The organism is Massilia sp. UYP11, assembly GCF_050434805.1.
GTDB lineage: Bacteria > Pseudomonadota > Gammaproteobacteria > Burkholderiales > Burkholderiaceae_D > Telluria.
Genome location: NZ_JBNDJE010000020.1, coordinates 39,648 through 58,572, shown reverse-complemented (window position 1 = coordinate 58,572; position 18,925 = coordinate 39,648). Strand labels below are relative to the sequence as shown.

Sequence of the window (18,925 nt, the reverse complement as noted above, 5' to 3'; positions counted from 1 at the left end):
TTTTGGTCATTTAATTTCTTTTTGATAACTGTTGTTTTTGCCACCAAAACCCGTTGGTAACGCGTTGACACTAATCAACGCAGAATGGTTTTATACGGATGTGTATGCACTACGGAACAGCCCGTTATCCACGGGTATCCGCATGCGCACGGGTTGCAATTATTAATCATAAAGGTCGTTCCGCTACTGGCGGGACGCAGGATGGAGAGCACATGCAACAACGTACCAAGATCGCATTGGCAGTCGCCCTCGCGCTGCCCTCACTGACCGCCATCGCGCAGGAAACACTTCAGCGCGTCGAAGTGACCGGTTCCCGTATTCGCCAGGTCGACCTGGAAACCGCACAACCGGTGCAGGTCGTCAACGCCGAACAAATCCAGAAGAGTGGTCTCGTGACCGTTGGCGACATCGTCAACCAGCTGTCGTCGGTCGGCACCCCAGCGTTCAGCCGCGGCTCGGTCCTGACCTCGAATCGCGAACAGGGCGGCCAGTACATCAATATGCGTAACCTCGGTGCGCAGCGCCTGCTCGTGCTGGTCAACGGCAAGCGCTGGACCGCAAGTACCGGCGGCTACACCGATATGTCGACCGTGCCTGCGGCGCTGATCGACCGTATCGAAGTGCTCAAGGACGGCGCCTCGTCGATCTACGGTTCCGACGCGATCGCGGGCGTGGTCAACATCATCCTGAAGAAGGAAATGCAAGGCGGCACCGCCAGCGCCTACGTCGGCCAGAACGAAAAAGGCGACGGCACCAACAAGGACTTCTCGCTCACCTACGGCGCCGGCGACGACAAGGCCAGCATGCTGTTCGGCCTGACCCATACCACGCAGGGCGAGGTCTGGGCCAACACCCGCGAAGTCACGTCGTTCACCTTTGGCCCGCAGCGCTACGCTGCCGGCCTCGGCGCCTCGCCATGGGGCCGCATCACGCCGGTCAACGCGTCGGGTGGCTCGAACACCTCGGCAGCCGCCGGTGGCTTCAACCGTATCCTGAACCATACCGGCAGCTACCTTGGTGACGGCGTCGGCGCGAATTCGCGCGATCCGAACAACTACCATGCCTACACCGGCGCAGACGCCGACGTGTACAACTCGACCGACCAGATGCACCTGGCGTCGCCGAACAAGCTGACCTCGATCTTCACCAAGGGCGAGATCGCATTGCCGGGCAACACGCGCCTGACCACCACCGCGATGTTCGCCCAGCGCGATTCGACCCGCCAGATCGCCGGCTATCCGCTGAGCTCGACCAGCCAGTCGCAGTATCCAGTCTATATCGACAAGGACAACTACTACAATCCATACGGCAACCAGGTGGCCGGCCCGGGCCGCGGCCAGGACCTGTTCTTCGCGCGCCGCACGATCGAAGTGCCGCGTTCGACCGATAACCGCAGCAACACCCTGCATATCGATGCCGCCCTCGAAGGCGAATTCGAAATGCGCACCCTGCCGTGGAACTGGTCGATCAGCTACAACTACAACAAGGTCGACGGCACCACCACCAGCACCGGCGACCTCAACCTGCTGAACCTGAAGCGCGCGCTCGGCCCGTCGTTCATGAACGCCTCCGGCACGGTCCAGTGCGGTACGCCGGGCGCGCCGATCGCCTTGACCCAGTGCACCCCATGGGACATCCTGGGCGGCCCATCGGCGTCGACCCCGGAAGCGCTGGCCTACGTGATGTCGACCGGCCAGGGTTCGTATGGCTCGACCATCAGCAACGCCAACGCCGACCTCAGCGGTGAGCTCCTCACCCTGCCGGCCGGCGCGGTCGGCGTCGCCGGCGGCCTGGAATACCGCGAAGTGCGCGGCTACGATGCCCCGGGCCAGTTCGAACAGTCGGGCTACTCGTCGGGCCTGGCTGCCAACACCACCCGCGGCCGCTACACCGTGCGCGAGGCCTACCTCGAAACCAACATCCCGCTGCTCAAGGGCGTGTTCATGGCAGATCTGCTGAGCCTGAACCTGGCGTCGCGCTATTCGGACTACTCGAACTTCGGTTCGACCACGAACAGCAAGGCCAGCCTGATGTGGAAACCGATCAAGGACGTCCTGGTGCGCGCCACCTGGGCCGAAGGCTTCCGCGCCCCGACCCTGAGCGACACCTTCGGCGGCGGCTCGCAATCGTTCGACAGCTATCTCGACGCCTGCGACAGCCGCTTCGGCGATGCCGCGACCAATGCCGCCACCAAGGCACGCTGCAACGCAGCTGGCGTTCCGGTCAACTTCCGCCAGGTCAATCAGGCCGGCTCGCAGGTCACCGCCGCCGCCCAGTCGCCGACGCCGTTCAACGCCGGCGCCGGCAATGCGAACCTGACTCCGGAAACCGCGGTGACCCGCACCGCCGGCATCGTGTTCAGCCCGGCATCCGTGCCAGGCTTCTCGCTGGCCCTGGATTGGTTCAACATCCAGGTCGAGAATCGCATCACCGCGATCTCCGCGACCTACGTGATCAACCAGTGCTACGTGTCGGGCGTGCCGCAATTCTGCAGCCAGCTGCGTCGCGATCCGATCAGCGGCCAGATCACCAATCTGCAGCGCGGCAATACCAACCTGGGCCAGATGGAAACCGAAGGCGTCGACGTCAGCCTGTCGTATCGCTTCCCACGCTCGCAGTACGGCCAGTTCGCGTTCCGTTCCGAAACCACCTACGTCGATTCCTGGCGTAGCCGCAGCACCACCACTGCCGCCTGGACCGAATACGCCGGCGAGTACGACATCTACCGTGTGAAGTCGAACATGGCGCTCGATTGGAGCCTCGGCAACTGGAACGCCACGCTGGCCAGCCGCTTCTACAGCAGCCAGAAGAACCGCTGCTGGACGGTCAACCCGGCCGTCGACTGCTCGAACCCGACCGACCGCGTGACCTGGGGCACCGGCTACAACCGCCACAAGGAAATGTGGTTCGCCGACCTGTCGCTGGGCTATGCCCTGCCATGGAACGCGAAGATCCTGATGGGCGCGAACAACCTGTTCGACAAGAAGCCAATCATCAACTACAGCGCGAACAGCAGCTACGGTGGTGGATCGTCGTCGGGTTCGGTGAATCCGGAACTGCCGCTGGACCGTTTCGTGTACGTCCGCTACAACCAGAACTTCTAAGCAATTTAATTGCTTAAAAAACCCGTCCGGCGCAAGCCGGGCGGGTTTTTTTCGTCCTGCCGACTTTAGATCAGTTGCTGACCAATAGGTCAATTACGTGTCAAATCCGCAACCTATAAATACACATTTCTGCAACACATTCACCGTGCTAGCGCATACGCATTGACAGTCATGCATGCCGAGTGTTTTTATTGCTGCCTTGAAAAGTCAATTGATCATTTCGTTGGCCTTTTTTCAGCGAGTCGCATCGCGACATTTTCGGTGGCAGTGCCCTTCCCACGGTGCCGCCGCGCTTTCACCCCTAGGAGTTTTGCAACATGATGGAAACACTCTTGTCCCGCTCAGTTCGTGCCATCTGCCTCGGCGGCATGACCCTCGGCATGACCGCTGCGATCGCACAGGAAGCTTCGGCGCCACTGCAACGCGTCGAAGTGACCGGTTCGCGTATTCGCCAAGTCGACCTGGAAACCGCACAGCCGATCCAGATCATGAACGCGGAACAGATCGCGAAAACCGGTCTGGTTACCGTTGGCGACATCCTGAACAACCTGTCGTCGGCTGGCGCCCCTGACTTCTCGCGCTCCGGCTCGCTGACGTCGAACAGCGAAATCGGCGGCCAGTACGTCAGCCTGCGCAACCTGGGCTCCAACCGCCTGCTGGTCCTGGTCGATGGCAAGCGCTGGACCCAGTCGGTCGATGGCTTCACCGACCTGTCGACCATCCCGTCGGCCATGATCGAGCGCATGGAAATCCTGAAGGATGGCGCTTCGTCGATCTACGGCTCGGACGCGATCGCAGGCGTGATCAACATCATCCTGAAGAAGAACATGCAGGGTGGCCAGCTGTCGCTGTACACCGGCCAGAACGAAAAGAACGACGGCAAGAACAAGGACTTCTCGCTGACCTACGGCGCCGGCGATGACAAGGCTTCGCTGATGTTCGGCCTGTCGCACACCGAGCAGGGCCGTGTGGGCACCCAGACCCGCGCGATCACCGCGTTCGGCAATGGCCCTGACCACGCGTTCGACGGCCTGGGCGCCGGTCCATGGGGCCGCATCACCGCGGTCAACCCGGCCAACGGCGGCTCGCTGACCACCGGCCCGAACGGCTTCAACCGCGTCCTGAACCACACTGGCACCTACGACGGCGTCGGCGTCGGCGCAGATCCGCGCAACCCGAACAATTATCACGCCTTCTCGAACGCGATTCAGGCAGACAAGTACAACTCGACCCAGGACATGGACCTGCTCATCCCGAGCAAGCTGGACACCATGTTCGTCAAGGGCGAGATCGCGCTGCCGAAAGACATGCGCCTCAAGACCACCGCGATGTACTCGCAGCGCCAGTCGAACCAGCAGATCGCAGGCTATCCGCTGACCTCGACTTCGCAGGCCAGCTATCCGGTCTACGTCGACAAGGACAGCTACTGGAACCCGTACGGCAACCAGGTTGCCGGCGCCGGCAATGGCCAGGACCTGTTCTTCGCCCGCCGCACCATCGAGCTGACCCGCAACACCGAAACCGAGAACCGCACCCTTCACATCGACGCCACCCTCGAAGGTGAATTCATGGTGAAGGATCTCGCATGGAACTGGAGCGCTGGCTACAACCACAACAAAGTCTCCGGCTCGCAATTTGGCACCGGCAATATCAACCTGCTGAATCTGAAGCGCGCCCTGGGTCCGTCGTTCATGAATGCCAGCGGCGTCGTGCAGTGCGGCACCCCTAACGCGCCGATCGGCCTGACGTCGTGCGTACCGTTCAACATCCTGGGCGGCCCATCGGCCTCGACCCCTGAGGCGCTGGCTTATGTTAACTCGACCGGCCAGTCGACCTACGGTTCGACCGTCAACAGCGCCACCGCCGACCTGGCTGGTGAGCTGTTCCAGCTGCCAGCGGGCGCGCTGGGTCTGGCAGTCGGTCTCGAACACCGCGAAGTGAAGGGCCAGGAAGTCCCAGGCCAGTTCGAGCAATCGGGCTACTCGACCGACCTGGCAGGCAATGCCACCTACGGTCGCTACACCGTGCGTGAAGCGTACGCAGAGCTGAACATTCCTGTCCTGAAAGACATGCCGTTCGCAGACCTGCTGAGCTTCAACCTGGCGCACCGCTATTCGGACTACAGCAACTTCGGCGTGGCCAACAACAGCAAGGCCAGCTTCATGTACAAGCCGCACAAGGACGTTCTGGTCCGCGGTACCTGGGCTGAAGGCTTCCGTGCCCCGACCCTGGGTGACAGTTTCGGTGGCGGCTCGCAGTCGTTCGACACCTTCCTGGATCCATGCGACACCGTGTTCGGCGAAGCTGCACGTAACCCGGCCGTCCAGGCACGTTGCGCTGCTTCGGGCACCTTCGCCAACTACCGCCAGGTGAACCAGGCTGGCGCCGCGATCGGTGGCGCCAACGGCACCCAGTCGACCGTCGCCTTCAACTCCGGCGCCGGCAATGCGTTCCTGCAGCCAGAGACCGCCAAGACCAGGACCGTGGGCTTCGTGTACAGCCCGTCGTTCGTGCCTGGCCTGAGCGTTGGCCTGGACTGGTACAACATCCAGATCGAGAACCGTATCACCGCGATCAGCGCGACCTACGTTGCCAACGAGTGCTTCATCAACAACAGCCCGAACTTCTGCTCGGCGATTCGTCGTGACCCGGTCTCCGGCCAGATCACCACCCTGTCGCGCGGCAACGCCAACCTGGGCAATATGGAAACCGAAGGCCTGGATCTGTCGGTCTCGTATCGCCTGCCACGCACTTCGTACGGCCAGTTCAGCATGCGTAACGAAACCTCGTATGTCGACAAGTTCCGTACCCGCAGCGGCACCGATTCGGAGTGGAACAACTACGCCGGCGAGTACTTCTACAACCGCGTGAAGTCGAACACCAGCTTCGACTGGGCACTGGGCAACTGGAACGCAACCTGGGGCTTCCGTTACTACAGCCCGGTCAAGGACATCTGCTACGACGAGTTCGAATGCAATATGCCTGACTACGAAGCAACGTTCGGTACCGGCGCCAACAAGCTGGGTTCGGTTGTCATCCATGACCTGAGCGTTGGCTACAAGACCAACTGGGATGCCCGCATCCTGTTCGGTATCAACAACCTCTTCGACAAGTCGCCGCGCATCGTGTACAGCACCCAGGCATCGGCGTCGTCGGTTGATGCCGACATGTCGCTGGACCGCTTCTTCTACGTCCGCTACACCCAGAACTTCTGATGGAACGGGGCCTGCGCGCCCCCTCCCGACGAGTTCCCTGATGCCCGCCCGGCTTTGCCGGGCGGGCATTTTTACTTGCACAGACCACCTCCCGCGTCCGACCCGGTATCATGGCGGTTTGCCTGCAGCACGCAGCACCCGATCCCCTTTATATGACCATCAAACTCAAGAACGACAAGGACATCGCCAAGATGCGCGTCGCCGGCCGCCTCGCCGCCGAAGTGCTGGAAATGATCAAGGAATACGTCGTGCCCGGCATCTCCACCGAAGAACTCGACCGCCGCTGCCACGACTACATCCGCAAGGTGCAGAAGGCCACGCCGGCCAATGTCGGCTACCACGGCTTTCCCAAGACGCTGTGCACCTCGATCAACGGCGTGGTCTGCCACGGCATCCCGAGCGACAAGGACATCCTGAACGATGGCGACATCGTGAACATCGACGTCACCGTGATCAAGGACGGCTGGCACGGCGACACCAGCCGCATGTATTTCGCCGGCACCCCGAGTCCTGAGGCGAAGAAGCTGGTCGACACGACCTTTGACGCGATGATGGCCGGCATCCGCGCCGTGCGTCCGGGCGCGCGCCTGGGCGACGTCGGCCATGCGATCCAGAAGCTGGCCGAAGGCGCCGGCTACTCGGTGGTGCGCGACTATTGCGGCCACGGCATCGGCCGCGTCTACCACGAAGAGCCGCAAGTGCTGCACTACGGCCGCCCGGACACCGGCCTGCTGCTCAAGGAAGGCATGACCTTCACGATCGAGCCGATGATCAATATTGGCGAGGAAGACGTGATCCAGCTCGATGACGGCTGGACCGTGCTGACGCGCGACGGTTCGCTGTCGGCGCAGTGGGAACACATGATCGTGGTGACGAAGAACGGCTACGAGATCCTGACGCCCTGGCCAGAGGCGAAGTAAGCGCCTGAAAACGTCGAGTCAGAACATGCCGCATCGACAGCGATGCGGCATGTCCCCGAATTCAGTTCAGATGCCGCAACGGGCGTAGCAATCCGTACGGTCCATATCACACTGGGTTTCATCATACCCATTCGCCACGCACGCCTGGTACCCCCTGAGACATGTCCATGCGCACTGGCCCATGTCTTGCTGGAAAGCCGATACCGAGGCTGCGCTACCGAGCCCGATTGCGAACAACAGCACTGCGATCTTCTTGCTCATGAATCTCTCCTGGATGTAAGAATGACGGGCATGACACTCCGGGAGTCGCGCCGCCTTCAGCGACCATCCCGGCACGACAATACGAAAGACTTCAGGCCAGACCTTCAACGTCGTGCGATGTGGCCTGCCTCGACAAGGGCGGCTTCGAGATGATCCCGGTTGAATCCCGTGAGCATGCGTCCGCCGACGAGGATCACCGGGACGGCCTCTTTGCCGAGCCGGGCGAATTCACGACGGCCCTGGTCGGAACTGGCGACGTCATGATCGATAAAGGCGATATTTCGTTCTCTCAGAAACGATCGCGCCTGGATGCAATAGGGACATGAGGTCGTACCGTAAAGGACGACATTGGTTTTTTTATCCGGATAATAAGCGCTGTAGTCGCCCGTGGCGTAAGCGGGTTTCCATGCCTTGACCAGGTAAGGGACGCTGAATCCTATGCCTGAACCAAGGGCAAGCATGAGCAGATAGGACCCCATCGTCCTGGCGAGTTTCGCAGGCATTGACCACTCCGGTTCGAGATGACGAGCAGCAAAATTCGCATATGCATAAAGCACTGTCAACCGAACATGCGTGTCGCATGCATTTACCCGCGATTTGATGCACCAGGGGTGGCCTTGCCTCCGGCAGGTCACGCGTTAACGAAAAAAGGGCCGGATTCCCCGAGGAATCCGGCCCTTCTCATATCCGGCTTAGAACTTGTAGTTGCCGGTCACGTACAGCTGACGGCCGAGCGGATCGGCGTAGCGCGGGTCGAAGCCGACCTGGTGGCCCGACGATGCACGCAGCGACAGTGGCGGCTGGCGGTTGAAGATGTTCTTCATGCCGGCGCGCAGCGTGAAGGCATCGGTGAACGCGTAGCGGCCTTGCCAGTCGAAGGTGGTGAACGACGGCACGTCCAGGCGGAAGCCAGGAATGTTGACGCCGGTGTCGAGGTTACGCACGGTCGCTGCCGCGTCGGTGTAGCCGTTGCGGTAGTTGACGATCAGCGAGTTCGACAGCTTGCCGGTGTCGAGGGTGGTCGACAGGCGGACGATGTGGCGGAACGTGACGGCGTTGTTGGTGCCGAAGTAGTTCAGGCTGTTGGTCCAGTCGTTGGCGGTGCCGGCGCGGGTGTAGTCCGCCTTCAGCATGTAGGTGCCGTTCAGGGTCGCGGTCAGGTTGCCGAAGCCGAAACGGTGGCGGCCGGTCAGGTCCCAGTCGATGCCGCGATTGTGGGTCTGGCCGATGTTCACCGACGAGCGCATGAAGGCCCAGTAGGTGTTGCCGGTCGCCGGTTCGGTATAAGTGCTGAACAGCTGGCGGAACTGCTCCGGGTTACCCCAGGCCTGCTGCTCGCTCACCGAGCTCACCGCATCCTTGATCTTCACGTCCCACAGGTCCAGGCCGGCCGAGAAGCGCGACGACGGCTCGAAGCGCATGCCGACGGTGAACTGCTTCGAGGTTTCCGGACGCAGGTTCTCGTTACCCGTCGACAGCACGTTGTACTGGGTGGTGCCTGGACGGCACAGGGTCGGATCCTGGATCGGGCAGCGCCACGACGACGCGGTGAAACCGGCGTTGACGATCGGCGAAGCGATGTCCAGCATGTCAGGCGCCTTGAAGCCGGTGCCGTACGAACCGCGGAACAGCAGCTGTTGCGAAGGCTGGTAGCGCGCCGAGACCTTGTAGGTGGTCTTCGACTGGTCGCTGCCGACCTTGCGTTTGCTAACGCCATTGTCGATCGCCGAGATGGTGTCGTAGCGCAGCGCGGCCGTCACTTCGATCTCTTTGGTGATCGGCGCCAGCACTTCGGCGAAGGCGCCGGCATTGTCGCGCGTCAGGTCGTAGCGTGCCGGGGCGTTGAAGTTGTAGATCATGCCGTTGACCGCATCGGCCGACGGGTCCTGCTGGTAGTGGTACTCGCGGTAGTCGGCGCCGATGGCCAGTTGCGCGACGCCGCCCTTCATGCCGAACAGCTCGTGCGAACCGCGTACGTCGGCCGCCTTCAGCGTGGTCGAGGCTTCGCGGATCGAACCGTGGAAGATCGAGTTTTCGATCAGCTGCTGGGTCGCTTCGCTCTGCTGGCCGATCGGGGTGAACGGGTTGAAGGCATTGGTGGCCAGCATCGAGCGGAATTCGGCGTTCTTCATGTAGCCGCCGACGTAGCGTTCGTCGATCGAGTTTTCCGACCAGGTCAGCGCGCCGCTCACGGTCCAGCCGGCGATCTCGCCGTCCAGGCCGGCCACCGCGTGCTTCGATTCGGTGATGGTCTGGCTGTCGCGGGTGCCCCAGTCATAGGCGCGGTAGTTGCCCGACACGGTGTTGACGCGGCCCCGCTGCTCGGCGCTCAGGTAAGGCGCCACGTACTGGTTGAACTGCGCCGAACCTGCGGCGATCGAGAACGGCGCGGTGTTCGGCGCGATGCGGGCGGTCAGGTCGAAGCGCGAGTAGGCGATGTCGGTGAACGCTTCCCAGTTGTCGCCGAGCTTCTTGGTGCCCTTGACGAAGAAACTGTCGCGCTTGTTTTCCGGGACCATCTCGACGGTCTGGATGTAGTCGAAGGTGCAGTTGCGGGCGGTGGTGCCGTTGTTGTTGATGCTGACCACGTTCAGGTCGGGGCAGCCGCCATTGGCCAGGAGATAGGGCGAGAAGCCGATCGACGGCAGCGCAGGCACGCCGGCCGGGTTGCGGAACGCCACGGTGACGTTGGCCGGCGCCGAGGCGGTGCTGGTGTTGTCGTAGACGTAGTTGACGCCATCGCGCGAGAAGCGGCGGAAGGCGGTGTTGGCGAAGTCGCGCTTGGTCGACAGGATCTTGTCCTGTTCGTCGCGGCGGTAGCTGACCAGCACGTTCCAGCCGTCGGTGTCCAGGTCGCCGAAGCCGTAGGTGGCCGCGACGTAGCGCGAACCGCCGTCCTTGCCGGCGGTCGGCTGGCTGTAGTTGGCTTCGATGTCGCCGCCCTGCTGGTTCTTCTTCAGCACGAAGTTGATGACGCCGGCGATGGCGTCCGAACCGTACAGCGCCGAGGCGCCGTCGGTCAGGATCTCGACGCGCTCGACGGCGCTCATCGGGATCGCCTGCAGGTTGACCGTGCTGCCCGAGCCTTGCGGCGCCAGGCGGCGGCCGTTCAGCAGCACCAGGGTATAGGATTCGCCGATGTCGTGGATCGATGCCGAAACGCGGCCGCCCGAGTTGGTGCCGGCGGCAATGGCGCCGATGGTGAAGCCTTGCATGGCTGGCAGGGTCTGGATCAGTTCGGCGACGCTGGTGGCGCCGGTCTTGGCGATCGCTTCCTGGCTCAGGGTCTGGATCGGCAGCGCGCCCTCGACGTTGATCCGCTTGATGGCGGAACCGGTGACTTCGACGCGCTGGATCGGCGCATCCTGGGCAACTGCTTGGGTCACTGCGAGTCCGGCGACGAGGCCGAAGGCGAGCCGCACTGCGCGCGCACCCATTTTTTCTTTCAACATCATTGGCATCTTTCTACTGTTTGCGGTGATAAGACGCGCTCGCGACGCTCGGGACGCGTCTCCCCTGCCCCAGCGCCACGACGCACCCTGATTATGCAATTCAGGTAAGTTTATGTAACGCAATTTATCCTGAATGTAACGTTGCATTGCCACGCATTTCGGGGGATCTTTAAATCTATTTCGCCCAACTCCCCCGCAACCTCGCCCAAACTGGTTTAAAACGAATAATCGCGGCGCAGCATTTTTTTGCGATATCTAAACGAATCACGAAACATTTCGTTGTGCAATCGCAACCAAAATAATGTTTGTTCGGAGAGAAGGCATCCGGATGAGGTGAAGGGCCGCTCCCGCCGACACAAAAAAACCCGGCATCAGCCGGGTTGTCGCAGGATCTGCACGCCATCCGCCCCTGACTGCAGGCGCAAAAAAACCCTGGAAGCCAGTGCGGCGTCCAGGGCTCCAGGGGTCGGGAACGGATTACTTGGCGTTCATCAGCGCGACGGTGGTGTCGAGCATGCGGTTCGAGAAGCCCCACTCGTTGTCGTACCACGAGGTCACCTTCACCAGGCGGCCCGAGACCTTGGTGAGCGTGGCGTCGAAGTTCGACGATGCCGGGTTGTGGTTGAAGTCGACCGAGACCAGCGGATCGGTGTTGTAGGTCAGGATATCCTTCAGCGGGCCTTCGGCTGCGGCCTTCTTCATGATCTCGTTGATTTCCTCGACCGTGGTGTCGCGCTTGGCGATGAACGACAGGTCGACGATCGACACGTTGATGGTCGGCACGCGGATCGCGAAGCCGTCCAGCTTGCCGTTCAGTTCCGGCAGCACCAGGCCGACCGCGGCGGCGGCGCCGGTCTTGGTCGGGATCATCGACTGGGTGGCCGAACGGGCGCGGCGCAGGTCTTCGTGCATCACATCGGTCAGCACCTGGTCGTTGGTGTAGGCGTGCACGGTGGTCATCAGGCCGGTTTCCAGGCCGATGGCGTCATGCAGCGGCTTGACCAGCGGGGCCAGGCAGTTGGTAGTGCACGAGGCGTTCGAGATCACGGTATCGGTCGACTTGAGCACGTCCTGGTTCACGCCGAACACGACGGTCGCGTCGACGTCCTTGCCGCCCGGGGCCGAGATGATGACCTTCTTGGCGCCGCCCTTCAGGTGGGCCGATGCTTTCTCTTTGGTGGTGAAGAAGCCGGTGCACTCGAGAACGACGTCCACGCCCAGTTCACCCCATGGGATCTCGGCTGGATTACGCTGCGCGAACACGCGGATCTTGTCGCCGTTGACGATCATGTTGTCGCCCTCGACCGTGACGGTGCCCGGGAACTTGCCGTGGGCGGTGTCGTAGCGGGTCAGGTGGGCGTTCGACTCGGCGTTGCCGAGGTCGTTGATCGCCACGATCTGGATGTCCTGCTTCTTGCCGCCTTCATAGAAGGCGCGCAGGACATTGCGGCCGATGCGGCCATAACCATTGATTGCAACTTTGATCGTCATGCTGTGCTCCTGATTAGAAAAAAACTTTTTTCGTAACGAACATAGTAAAACGGGCCGCCCTTGAAGGAGCAGCCCGCATACAGCGAATGCTTATGCGATAACTTCTTTTGCTTTCGCGACGACGTTGTCGACGGTGAAGCCGAAGTGCTTGAACAGCACCGGCGCCGGCGCCGATTCGCCGAAGGTGTCGATGCCGACCACCGCGCCTTCCAGGCCCACGTACTTGTACCAGAAGGCGGTCACGCCGGCTTCGATGGCGACACGAGGAATGCCTTTGGTGAGGACACTTGCTTTGTAGCTCGCCTCCTGGCGGTCGAACACGTCGGTCGACGGCATCGAGACCACGCGCGCGGCGATGCCCTCGAGCGCCAGCGCCTCGGCTGCCTTGACCGCCAGTTCGACTTCGGAACCGGTGGCGATCAGGATGACCTTGGCGTCCTGCGCGTCGCGCAGCACATAGCCGCCCTTGGCGATGTCGGCCACTTGCGCCGCCTCACGCGCCATGAACGGCAGGTTCTGGCGCGAGAAGATCAGCGTGGTCGGGCCATCCTTGCGCTGCACCGCCGCGCCCCATGCCACCACCGATTCGACGGTGTCGCAGGGACGCCAGTTGTCCAGGCCCGGGATCAGGCGCAGCGACGAGACGTGCTCGATCGACTGGTGGGTCGGGCCGTCTTCGCCCAGGCCGATCGAATCGTGGGTGAACACCGAGATCGAACGGATCTTCATCAGGGAAGCCATGCGCAGGGCGTTGCGGCTGTAGTCCGAGAAGGTGAGGAACGTCGCGCCGAACGGGATAAAGCCGCCGTGCAGGGCCACGCCGTTCTGGATCGCCGACATGCCGAATTCGCGCACGCCATAGTTGATGTGGTTGCCGGCGATGCCCGAGCGCACAGGCACCGATTCCTTCCAGTTGGTCAGGTTCGAGCCGGTCAGGTCGGCCGAGCCGCCCAGGAATTCAGGCAGCACCGGGGCCAGCGCCTGGATCGCGTTCTGCGAGGCCTTGCGGGTGGCGATGGTCTCGGCCTTGTCGATGCAGGCGGCGATCGCTGCGTCCAGAGTCTTGCTGAAATCGGCAGGCAGGTCGCCCTTCATGCGGCGCTCGAATTCGGCGGCCAGCTCGGGGTAGGCGCCGCGGTAGGCGTCGAACAGCGTGTTCCACTCGGTCTCGAACTGCGCGCCGCGCGCTTTCGCGTCCCAGGCCTGGTACAGCTCGGCCGGGATGTCGAACGGGATCGGATCCCAGATCAGGTGCTTGCGCACGGCGGCGATCTCGGCGTCGCCCAGCGGCGCGCCGTGGACCTTGTCGCCGCCTTCCAGGTTCGGGGCGCCCTTGCCGATGATGGTCTTGCAGCAGATCAGGGTCGGACGATCCGATTGCTTGGCTTTCTCAATGGCTGCCGAGACGTCCGCCACGTTGTGGCCGTCGACCTTCGGGATCACGTTCCAGCCATACGCTTCGAAACGCTTCTGGGTGTCGTCGGTGAACCAGCCTTCCACGCGCCCGTCGATCGAGATGCCGTTGTCGTCGTACAGCCAGATCAGCTTGTTCAGGCGCAGGGTGCCGGCCAGCGACGCCACTTCGTGCGAGATGCCTTCCATCAGGCAGCCATCGCCCAGGAAGGCGTAGGTGTAGTGATCCACCACATCGTAGCCCGGACGATTGAATTCGTTACCCAGCAGCCATTCGGCCAGCGCCATGCCGACGGAGTTGGCGATGCCCTGGCCCAGCGGACCGGTCGTGGTCTCCACGCCCGGGGTGATGCCGACTTCCGGGTGGCCCGGGGTCTTGGAGTGCATCTGGCGGAAGTCGCGCAGGTCATCCATCGTCAGGTCGTAGCCGGCCAGGTGCAGCAGCGCATAGTGCAGCATCGACCCGTGGCCGTTCGAGAGCAGGAAGCGGTCGCGGTTCGACCAGCCTGGATTGGCCGGATTGTGGCGGTAGTGCTTGTCCCACAGCGCAACGGCGATCTCGGCCATGCCCATCGGCATGCCCGGGTGGCCAGAGTTGGCTTTCTGGACGGCGTCCATCGCCAGCGCGCGGATCGCGTTGGCCATCAGGGTGGTGGTTTGCGTAGATTTCATGGAGATCGTGGATCAGGGATTGGAAAGCGATGGCCCGCGAGGCCGTAGCCCGTTATTCTACCAGACCGGGGTGCTGCCGATTTAAAATGCAGGTTTATTCCCTTAGCGCAAGCCCATGCTGCGCCCCCACAGAATGCCCCGTTTTTATTGCCCCCAGCCGCTCGCCGTCGGCGCGAGCGTCGGCCTGCCGGAAGCCGTCGCCCACCACCTGCACGTGGTGCGCCTGCAGCCGGGCGCCGACCTGACCCTGTTCAACGGCGAGGGAGGCCAGTACCGCGCCACCCTGAGCGAGACCGGCAAGCGCCGCGCCACGGCGACGGTCGACGCCTTCGAGGATGTCGAGACCGAGGCGCCCTACCCCGTCACCCTGGCCCAGGGCTTGCCTGAAGGCGCGAAGATGGACTGGATCGTGGAGAAGGCGGTCGAACTGGGCGTGACGGCGATCCAGCCGCTGGCGGCCCAGCGCAGCGTGGTGCGCCTGGCCGGCGAGCGGCTTGACAAGCGCCATGCCCACTGGCAGGGCGTGATCGTGGCCGCTTCCGAACAGAGCGGACGCAATCGGCTGGCGCAATTGCATCCGCTGCTGGAGGTGCAGCCGTGGCTGGCGGCCCCGGCCGCGGGCGTGCGCATCCTGCTCAGCCCACGCGCGACCGAATCGCTGGCCGGCTGGGCGCGCGCCAATACGCCGCAAGCCGTCACCTTGCTGATCGGCCCGGAAGGCGGCCTCACCCCGCAAGAAGAAGCCGCGGCCGTCGCCGCCGGCGCCCTGTCCCTGTCGATGGGACCGCGCGTGCTGCGCACCGAGACGGCCGGCCTGGCCGCGCTGGCGGTGCTGGCCGGGGCCTGGGGCGGCATGTAGGCGCGATGCGCTGTCTATAAGAAGCAAGCCCGCCGGCAGCGCTGCCGGCGGGCTTTTTTGCTGGCGGCTTACTGATCAGAACTTATGATCATAGGACACCGAAACTCGCGCATAGCGCGGCGCAGTCAGCGACAGCGGGGTCTCGTACAGGCTCGAGACCGCGTCGCCGCTGTTGTAGGCTTCGGTCACGTTTTGCACGACCTGCTCGTTGGTCACGTTGAACACGTCGAGGCGCAGCTGCAGGCCCTTGAGCGCGGCCGGACGATAGGCAAGGTTCAGGTCCAGGCGCTTGTCCCATGGCAGGTTGCCGACGGTGCCGCGCTGCACGATGCGGTTTTGCGGGACCTCTGCGCCGCCGCACCAGAAGCTCTGGTTATCGTAGTTCGGCGAATCGCCCGGATTGGCCGAGGTGCCGATGCAGCTGCGCGGGCGGCCGGCGGCCAGCAGCACGTTGCCGCCGACCGAGATCTCCGGCGTGACGTCATAGAAGCCGAACGCCTTGACCTGGTGCTTGCGGTCGTTCGGCAGCAGGCCGTAGGCGCCTTCCATCAACTCGGGATAATCCCAGGTCGAGGTCACGGCGACGTCGGCCTGGCCGTTGTCGGAGCGCACCTGGCCTTCGGTATTGCCCTTGTTGCGCGACCAGGTGTAGTTCACCTTGCCATAGAAGCCGTTGCGGTATGGGTGCTCCAGGAACAGGTCGACCGCGGCGTAGGTCCGCTTCGGCTTCGTGAAGCCCTGGTCGGCGGCGGTCAGGGGCACCCTGGTCAGGTTCGCCGGGTCGCCCGAGAAATCGACCATGAAGGTATTGTTACGGCCCGGGTTGAAGGTCTGGCAGGTGTTGCCCCAATACGGATTCGTGATCTCGATGCCGTTGGCTTCGGCGTAGCGCTCGAACGGACGCACGTCGCAGAAGTCGTCGATGGTTTCCTTCAGCTCGCGATAGGTCGCCTTGGCGCCGAAGGTCAGGCGCGGCGTGATGGCGCGCTCGAGACCGATGGTGACCTCGTCCTGGTAGGCCGGTTTCATGTCGAGGGCGGCGAGGGTCGCGACCACTTTCTCCTGGCCGAACTCGTTGTTGCCCGACAGCGGCTCGGTCAGCGGCACCAGCCCGGTCGGCGCGCCGTTGGCGTCGACGCCGGTATAGGTGTAATACTGGTTGGTAAAGGTCGAGCGGCCGGCCCCGCGCACCGAGATGTGGGTCGGGATGGGCACCGAATAGCGGCCCAGTGTGGCGAACAATTTGGTCTGGCCGTCGCCGTTGACGTCCCAGGCCGCCGCCAGGCGCGGCTGGATCTGGTTGTCCATGTCGAGGAAGGTCACCTTCGATTCGTTCTGGTTCTTGAACGATTCGTTGCGCACGCCGATGGTCAGCAGCAGGTTCCTGGTGGCCTGCCAGCGGTCTTCGATATAGAAGGCGCTCTGTTCGGCATAGGAATCGGTCACCGTCGAGAACAGGCGCTTCGATACATAGTAACCCTGGGTACCCAGGCCGCCGCCGCTCGCGGGCGCCGGCACCGTGCCGCCGGCCACGCCGATCGGGCGGCTCGGATTGGCGGTCTTGAAATACGCCCAGGTGCCGCCGCCCGCCTTGAACACGCCCGCATTGAGCGATTCGACGTCGGTCCGGTCGTAGCCCGCGCGCAGGTTGTGGTCGCCGATGCGGTACTCGAGGTCCAGGCGGCCGGAATCGACCTTGTCCTTCGCGTCCGGCGCCAGGATATTGCCGGTGATCGCCTGCGGGTTGGCATAGGTGAAGCCCGGGGCGCGGTTTTCCGGCGACGAGGTGGTCGAGAAGATGTCGGGCTGGTAGTTGCTGAATGCATTCTCGTGCTTGAGCTCGCTACGGCCGTAGAGCGCGGTGAAGGTCAGGTCATCGGTCAGGTTGCCGATGTAGCGCAGCATCGCGGAGCGGCCGCCGTTGTCGTCCACATTGCGGCGGGTGGCGGTCGAGGTGACGACGCCGTTGCGGGTGCGGGTGGCGTAGTCGTAGCCGCTGTCCGTGTAGGTACGCTTTGGATTGTCGCCGAGCGCCGTCAGTTCGAAGCGGTGGTGATCGGTGATGTTCCAGTCGATCTTGCCCATGTAGCGGGCGATTTCGCGCTCGTCGTCGCGCCAGCCGTTCTGGGCGTTCGAGGTGCCGGTGCGGAAGCCCTCGACGTAGCCGCGCTCGTTCTCGATCATCTCGCCGGCCAGGTAGATGAACAGCTTGTCCTTGACGATCGGGCCGCCGACATAGGCGCCATAGGTCTTCTGCTCGCGCGTGTTCTCGCGCTGGGCGCGGCGCAAGGTGCCGTCGGTGAGCGGGTTGTAGCCGGTGTTGGCGTAATAGATATCGTTCTCGCTGGCGCGCCAGCGCTTCGGCTCGTACGTGACCTGGGCGCCCGCCTCCCAGGTATTGGTGCCGCTCTTGGTGATCACGTTGACCACGCCGCCGATCGAGCGGCCGAACTCGGCGCCGAAGCCGCCGACCAGCACCTGTGCTTCGGCGATCGCGCCGAACGGCAGCTGCGACGCGCCCAGGCCGGTGAGTGGATTGGTGACCGGGAAACCGTTGATGTAATACGAGTTTTCGGAGGCCGCGCCGCCGCCGAACGAGGCGCCGCCGGCGAAGCGCGAGTCCACGCGGGTGGTGTTGGGCGCCAGCTGGATGATGCCCTGGATGTCGCGCGTCACCGGCAGCGCGGCCAGCTGGCGGGCATTGAAGGTCGCGCCGGACGACGTCGAGGTGACGTCGATGTTGCGGCGCTGGCCGGTCACTTCGACCGTCTGCACGCCCGCCCCGGTAAAGACCGCCTCGGCGTTCTGGCCGATGCTGGTTTCGACCCTGGTCGTGCCCACCACGGCATCGCCCCGGTACTGGGTGACGGTATACGAACCGGTGGGCAGCGCGGTGGCCTGGAAGCGGCCCTGCGCATCGGGCGTCACGCTGCGGCGCAGGCCGGTGGCCGGGTTTTCCAGCACGATGCGCACGTCGGCGCCCGGGGCGACGGTGCCGTACACCACCGACGTGGCATTCGACTGCGCCATGGCCGGCGCCATGGCGCCGATGGCCAGCACGGCGCCGCCGAATGCCAGCGTCAGGGCGTGGACTAGAACGGTTTTCTTGAACATGTGTGATTTCCTGTTTTATTCCCGGCTGTTCTGGTCGAACGGCCCCGGATGGTTGGATACGAATCACGATCTCGGCAGCCTTGGCTGCCTTTCCTCTCTTGGGCCCACTGACGAAATATTCATTTAGCGCATGTTTCGACCAAAAGGCACTTTCGGATGGAACCACGCAGAAACTTATTGTGTCAATGACACAGCTTCCTTTGGTATGCATACAAACAACACTAGCTCTGGCAAACCGCGAAGAATTACGCCAACCGAATAAACGTCGCCAAAATTGCGCATCAACGCACACAATTGGCCATCAGTCGCCCCAAATCGCAGATGAAAAGACAGATTGTTTCGTCACCGCAAGACCGGCTTGGCAAGCAGTACAGACAAGGGGAAATCGATACTTCGGCCGCATAAGGTTTGGAGCAATGTCGCA

10 protein-coding genes are annotated in these 18,925 nt (G+C 63.0%); 4 read left to right on the top strand and 6 right to left on the bottom strand.

The features are described 5' to 3' along the window. Positions 1-212 precede the first annotated feature (212 nt). The 3 genes from ABIB38_RS20530 (at position 213) to map (ending at position 7,239) form a co-directional block, all read left to right on the top strand. Complete coding sequence (locus tag ABIB38_RS20530; protein WP_429206552.1) at positions 213-3,104, top strand: TonB-dependent receptor plug domain-containing protein; 2,892 nt, start codon at positions 213-215, stop codon at positions 3,102-3,104. A gap of 332 nt (positions 3,105-3,436) precedes the next feature. After that, entirely contained in the window at positions 3,437-6,319 is a 2,883-nt protein-coding gene (locus ABIB38_RS20525) for a TonB-dependent receptor domain-containing protein (protein ID WP_429206551.1), read from the top strand. A gap of 152 nt (positions 6,320-6,471) precedes the next feature. After that, positions 6,472-7,239, top strand: coding sequence for a type I methionyl aminopeptidase (map, locus tag ABIB38_RS20520; RefSeq protein ID WP_429206550.1), 768 nt, complete (start codon positions 6,472-6,474; stop codon positions 7,237-7,239). 66 nt (positions 7,240-7,305) lie between these two features. On the opposite strand, the gene ABIB38_RS20515 is transcribed toward map, so the two are convergent. The 5 genes from ABIB38_RS20515 to tkt all read right to left on the bottom strand — a co-directional run bounded on the left by ABIB38_RS20515 (position 7,306) and on the right by tkt (position 14,528). Continuing rightward, positions 7,306-7,500: a hypothetical protein gene (locus tag ABIB38_RS20515; RefSeq protein WP_429206549.1), complete on the bottom strand. Its 195-nt coding sequence runs from the start codon at positions 7,498-7,500 to the stop codon at positions 7,306-7,308. A gap of 104 nt (positions 7,501-7,604) precedes the next feature. Next, positions 7,605-8,003, bottom strand: a complete 399-nt coding sequence (locus tag ABIB38_RS20510) for a glutaredoxin family protein (protein ID WP_429206548.1) — start codon at positions 8,001-8,003, stop codon at positions 7,605-7,607. Positions 8,004-8,192: 189 nt separating this feature from the next. After that, entirely contained in the window at positions 8,193-10,886 is a 2,694-nt protein-coding gene (locus tag ABIB38_RS20505) for a TonB-dependent receptor (RefSeq protein WP_429206547.1), read from the bottom strand. 543 nt (positions 10,887-11,429) lie between these two features. After that, positions 11,430-12,443 (bottom strand): type I glyceraldehyde-3-phosphate dehydrogenase, encoded by a 1,014-nt coding sequence (gene gap, locus ABIB38_RS20500; RefSeq protein ID WP_109344797.1) that lies wholly within the window; start codon positions 12,441-12,443, stop codon positions 11,430-11,432. Between the two features lie 90 nt (positions 12,444-12,533). Beyond that, on the bottom strand, positions 12,534-14,528 hold the full coding sequence (gene tkt, locus ABIB38_RS20495) for a transketolase (RefSeq protein ID WP_429206546.1): 1,995 nt from the start codon (positions 14,526-14,528) through the stop codon (positions 12,534-12,536). Between the two features lie 133 nt (positions 14,529-14,661). Between tkt and ABIB38_RS20490 the strand changes: the two genes are divergently transcribed. Next, complete coding sequence (locus ABIB38_RS20490) at positions 14,662-15,387, top strand: 16S rRNA (uracil(1498)-N(3))-methyltransferase (protein WP_429206545.1); 726 nt, start codon at positions 14,662-14,664, stop codon at positions 15,385-15,387. Positions 15,388-15,462: 75 nt separating this feature from the next. Here ABIB38_RS20490 and ABIB38_RS20485 read toward each other — a convergent pair whose 3' ends face one another. Continuing rightward, complete coding sequence (locus ABIB38_RS20485; protein ID WP_429206544.1) at positions 15,463-18,501, bottom strand: TonB-dependent receptor; 3,039 nt, start codon at positions 18,499-18,501, stop codon at positions 15,463-15,465. Between the last annotated feature and the right edge of the window lie 424 nt (positions 18,502-18,925).

Coding starts and splice junctions, on each gene's coding strand:
- ABIB38_RS20530 (WP_429206552.1), top strand. CDS start 213: ATGCAACAACGTACCAAGATCGCATTGGCAGTCGCCCTCGCGCTGCCC.
- map (WP_429206550.1), top strand. CDS start 6,472: ATGACCATCAAACTCAAGAACGACAAGGACATCGCCAAGATGCGCGTC.
- ABIB38_RS20515 (WP_429206549.1), bottom strand. CDS start 7,500: ATGAGCAAGAAGATCGCAGTGCTGTTGTTCGCAATCGGGCTCGGTAGC.
- ABIB38_RS20510 (WP_429206548.1), bottom strand. CDS start 8,003: ATGCCTGCGAAACTCGCCAGGACGATGGGGTCCTATCTGCTCATGCTT.
- gap (WP_109344797.1), bottom strand. CDS start 12,443: ATGACGATCAAAGTTGCAATCAATGGTTATGGCCGCATCGGCCGCAAT.
- tkt (WP_429206546.1), bottom strand. CDS start 14,528: ATGAAATCTACGCAAACCACCACCCTGATGGCCAACGCGATCCGCGCG.
- ABIB38_RS20490 (WP_429206545.1), top strand. CDS start 14,662: ATGCCCCGTTTTTATTGCCCCCAGCCGCTCGCCGTCGGCGCGAGCGTC.
- ABIB38_RS20485 (WP_429206544.1), bottom strand. CDS start 18,501: ATGTTCAAGAAAACCGTTCTAGTCCACGCCCTGACGCTGGCATTCGGC.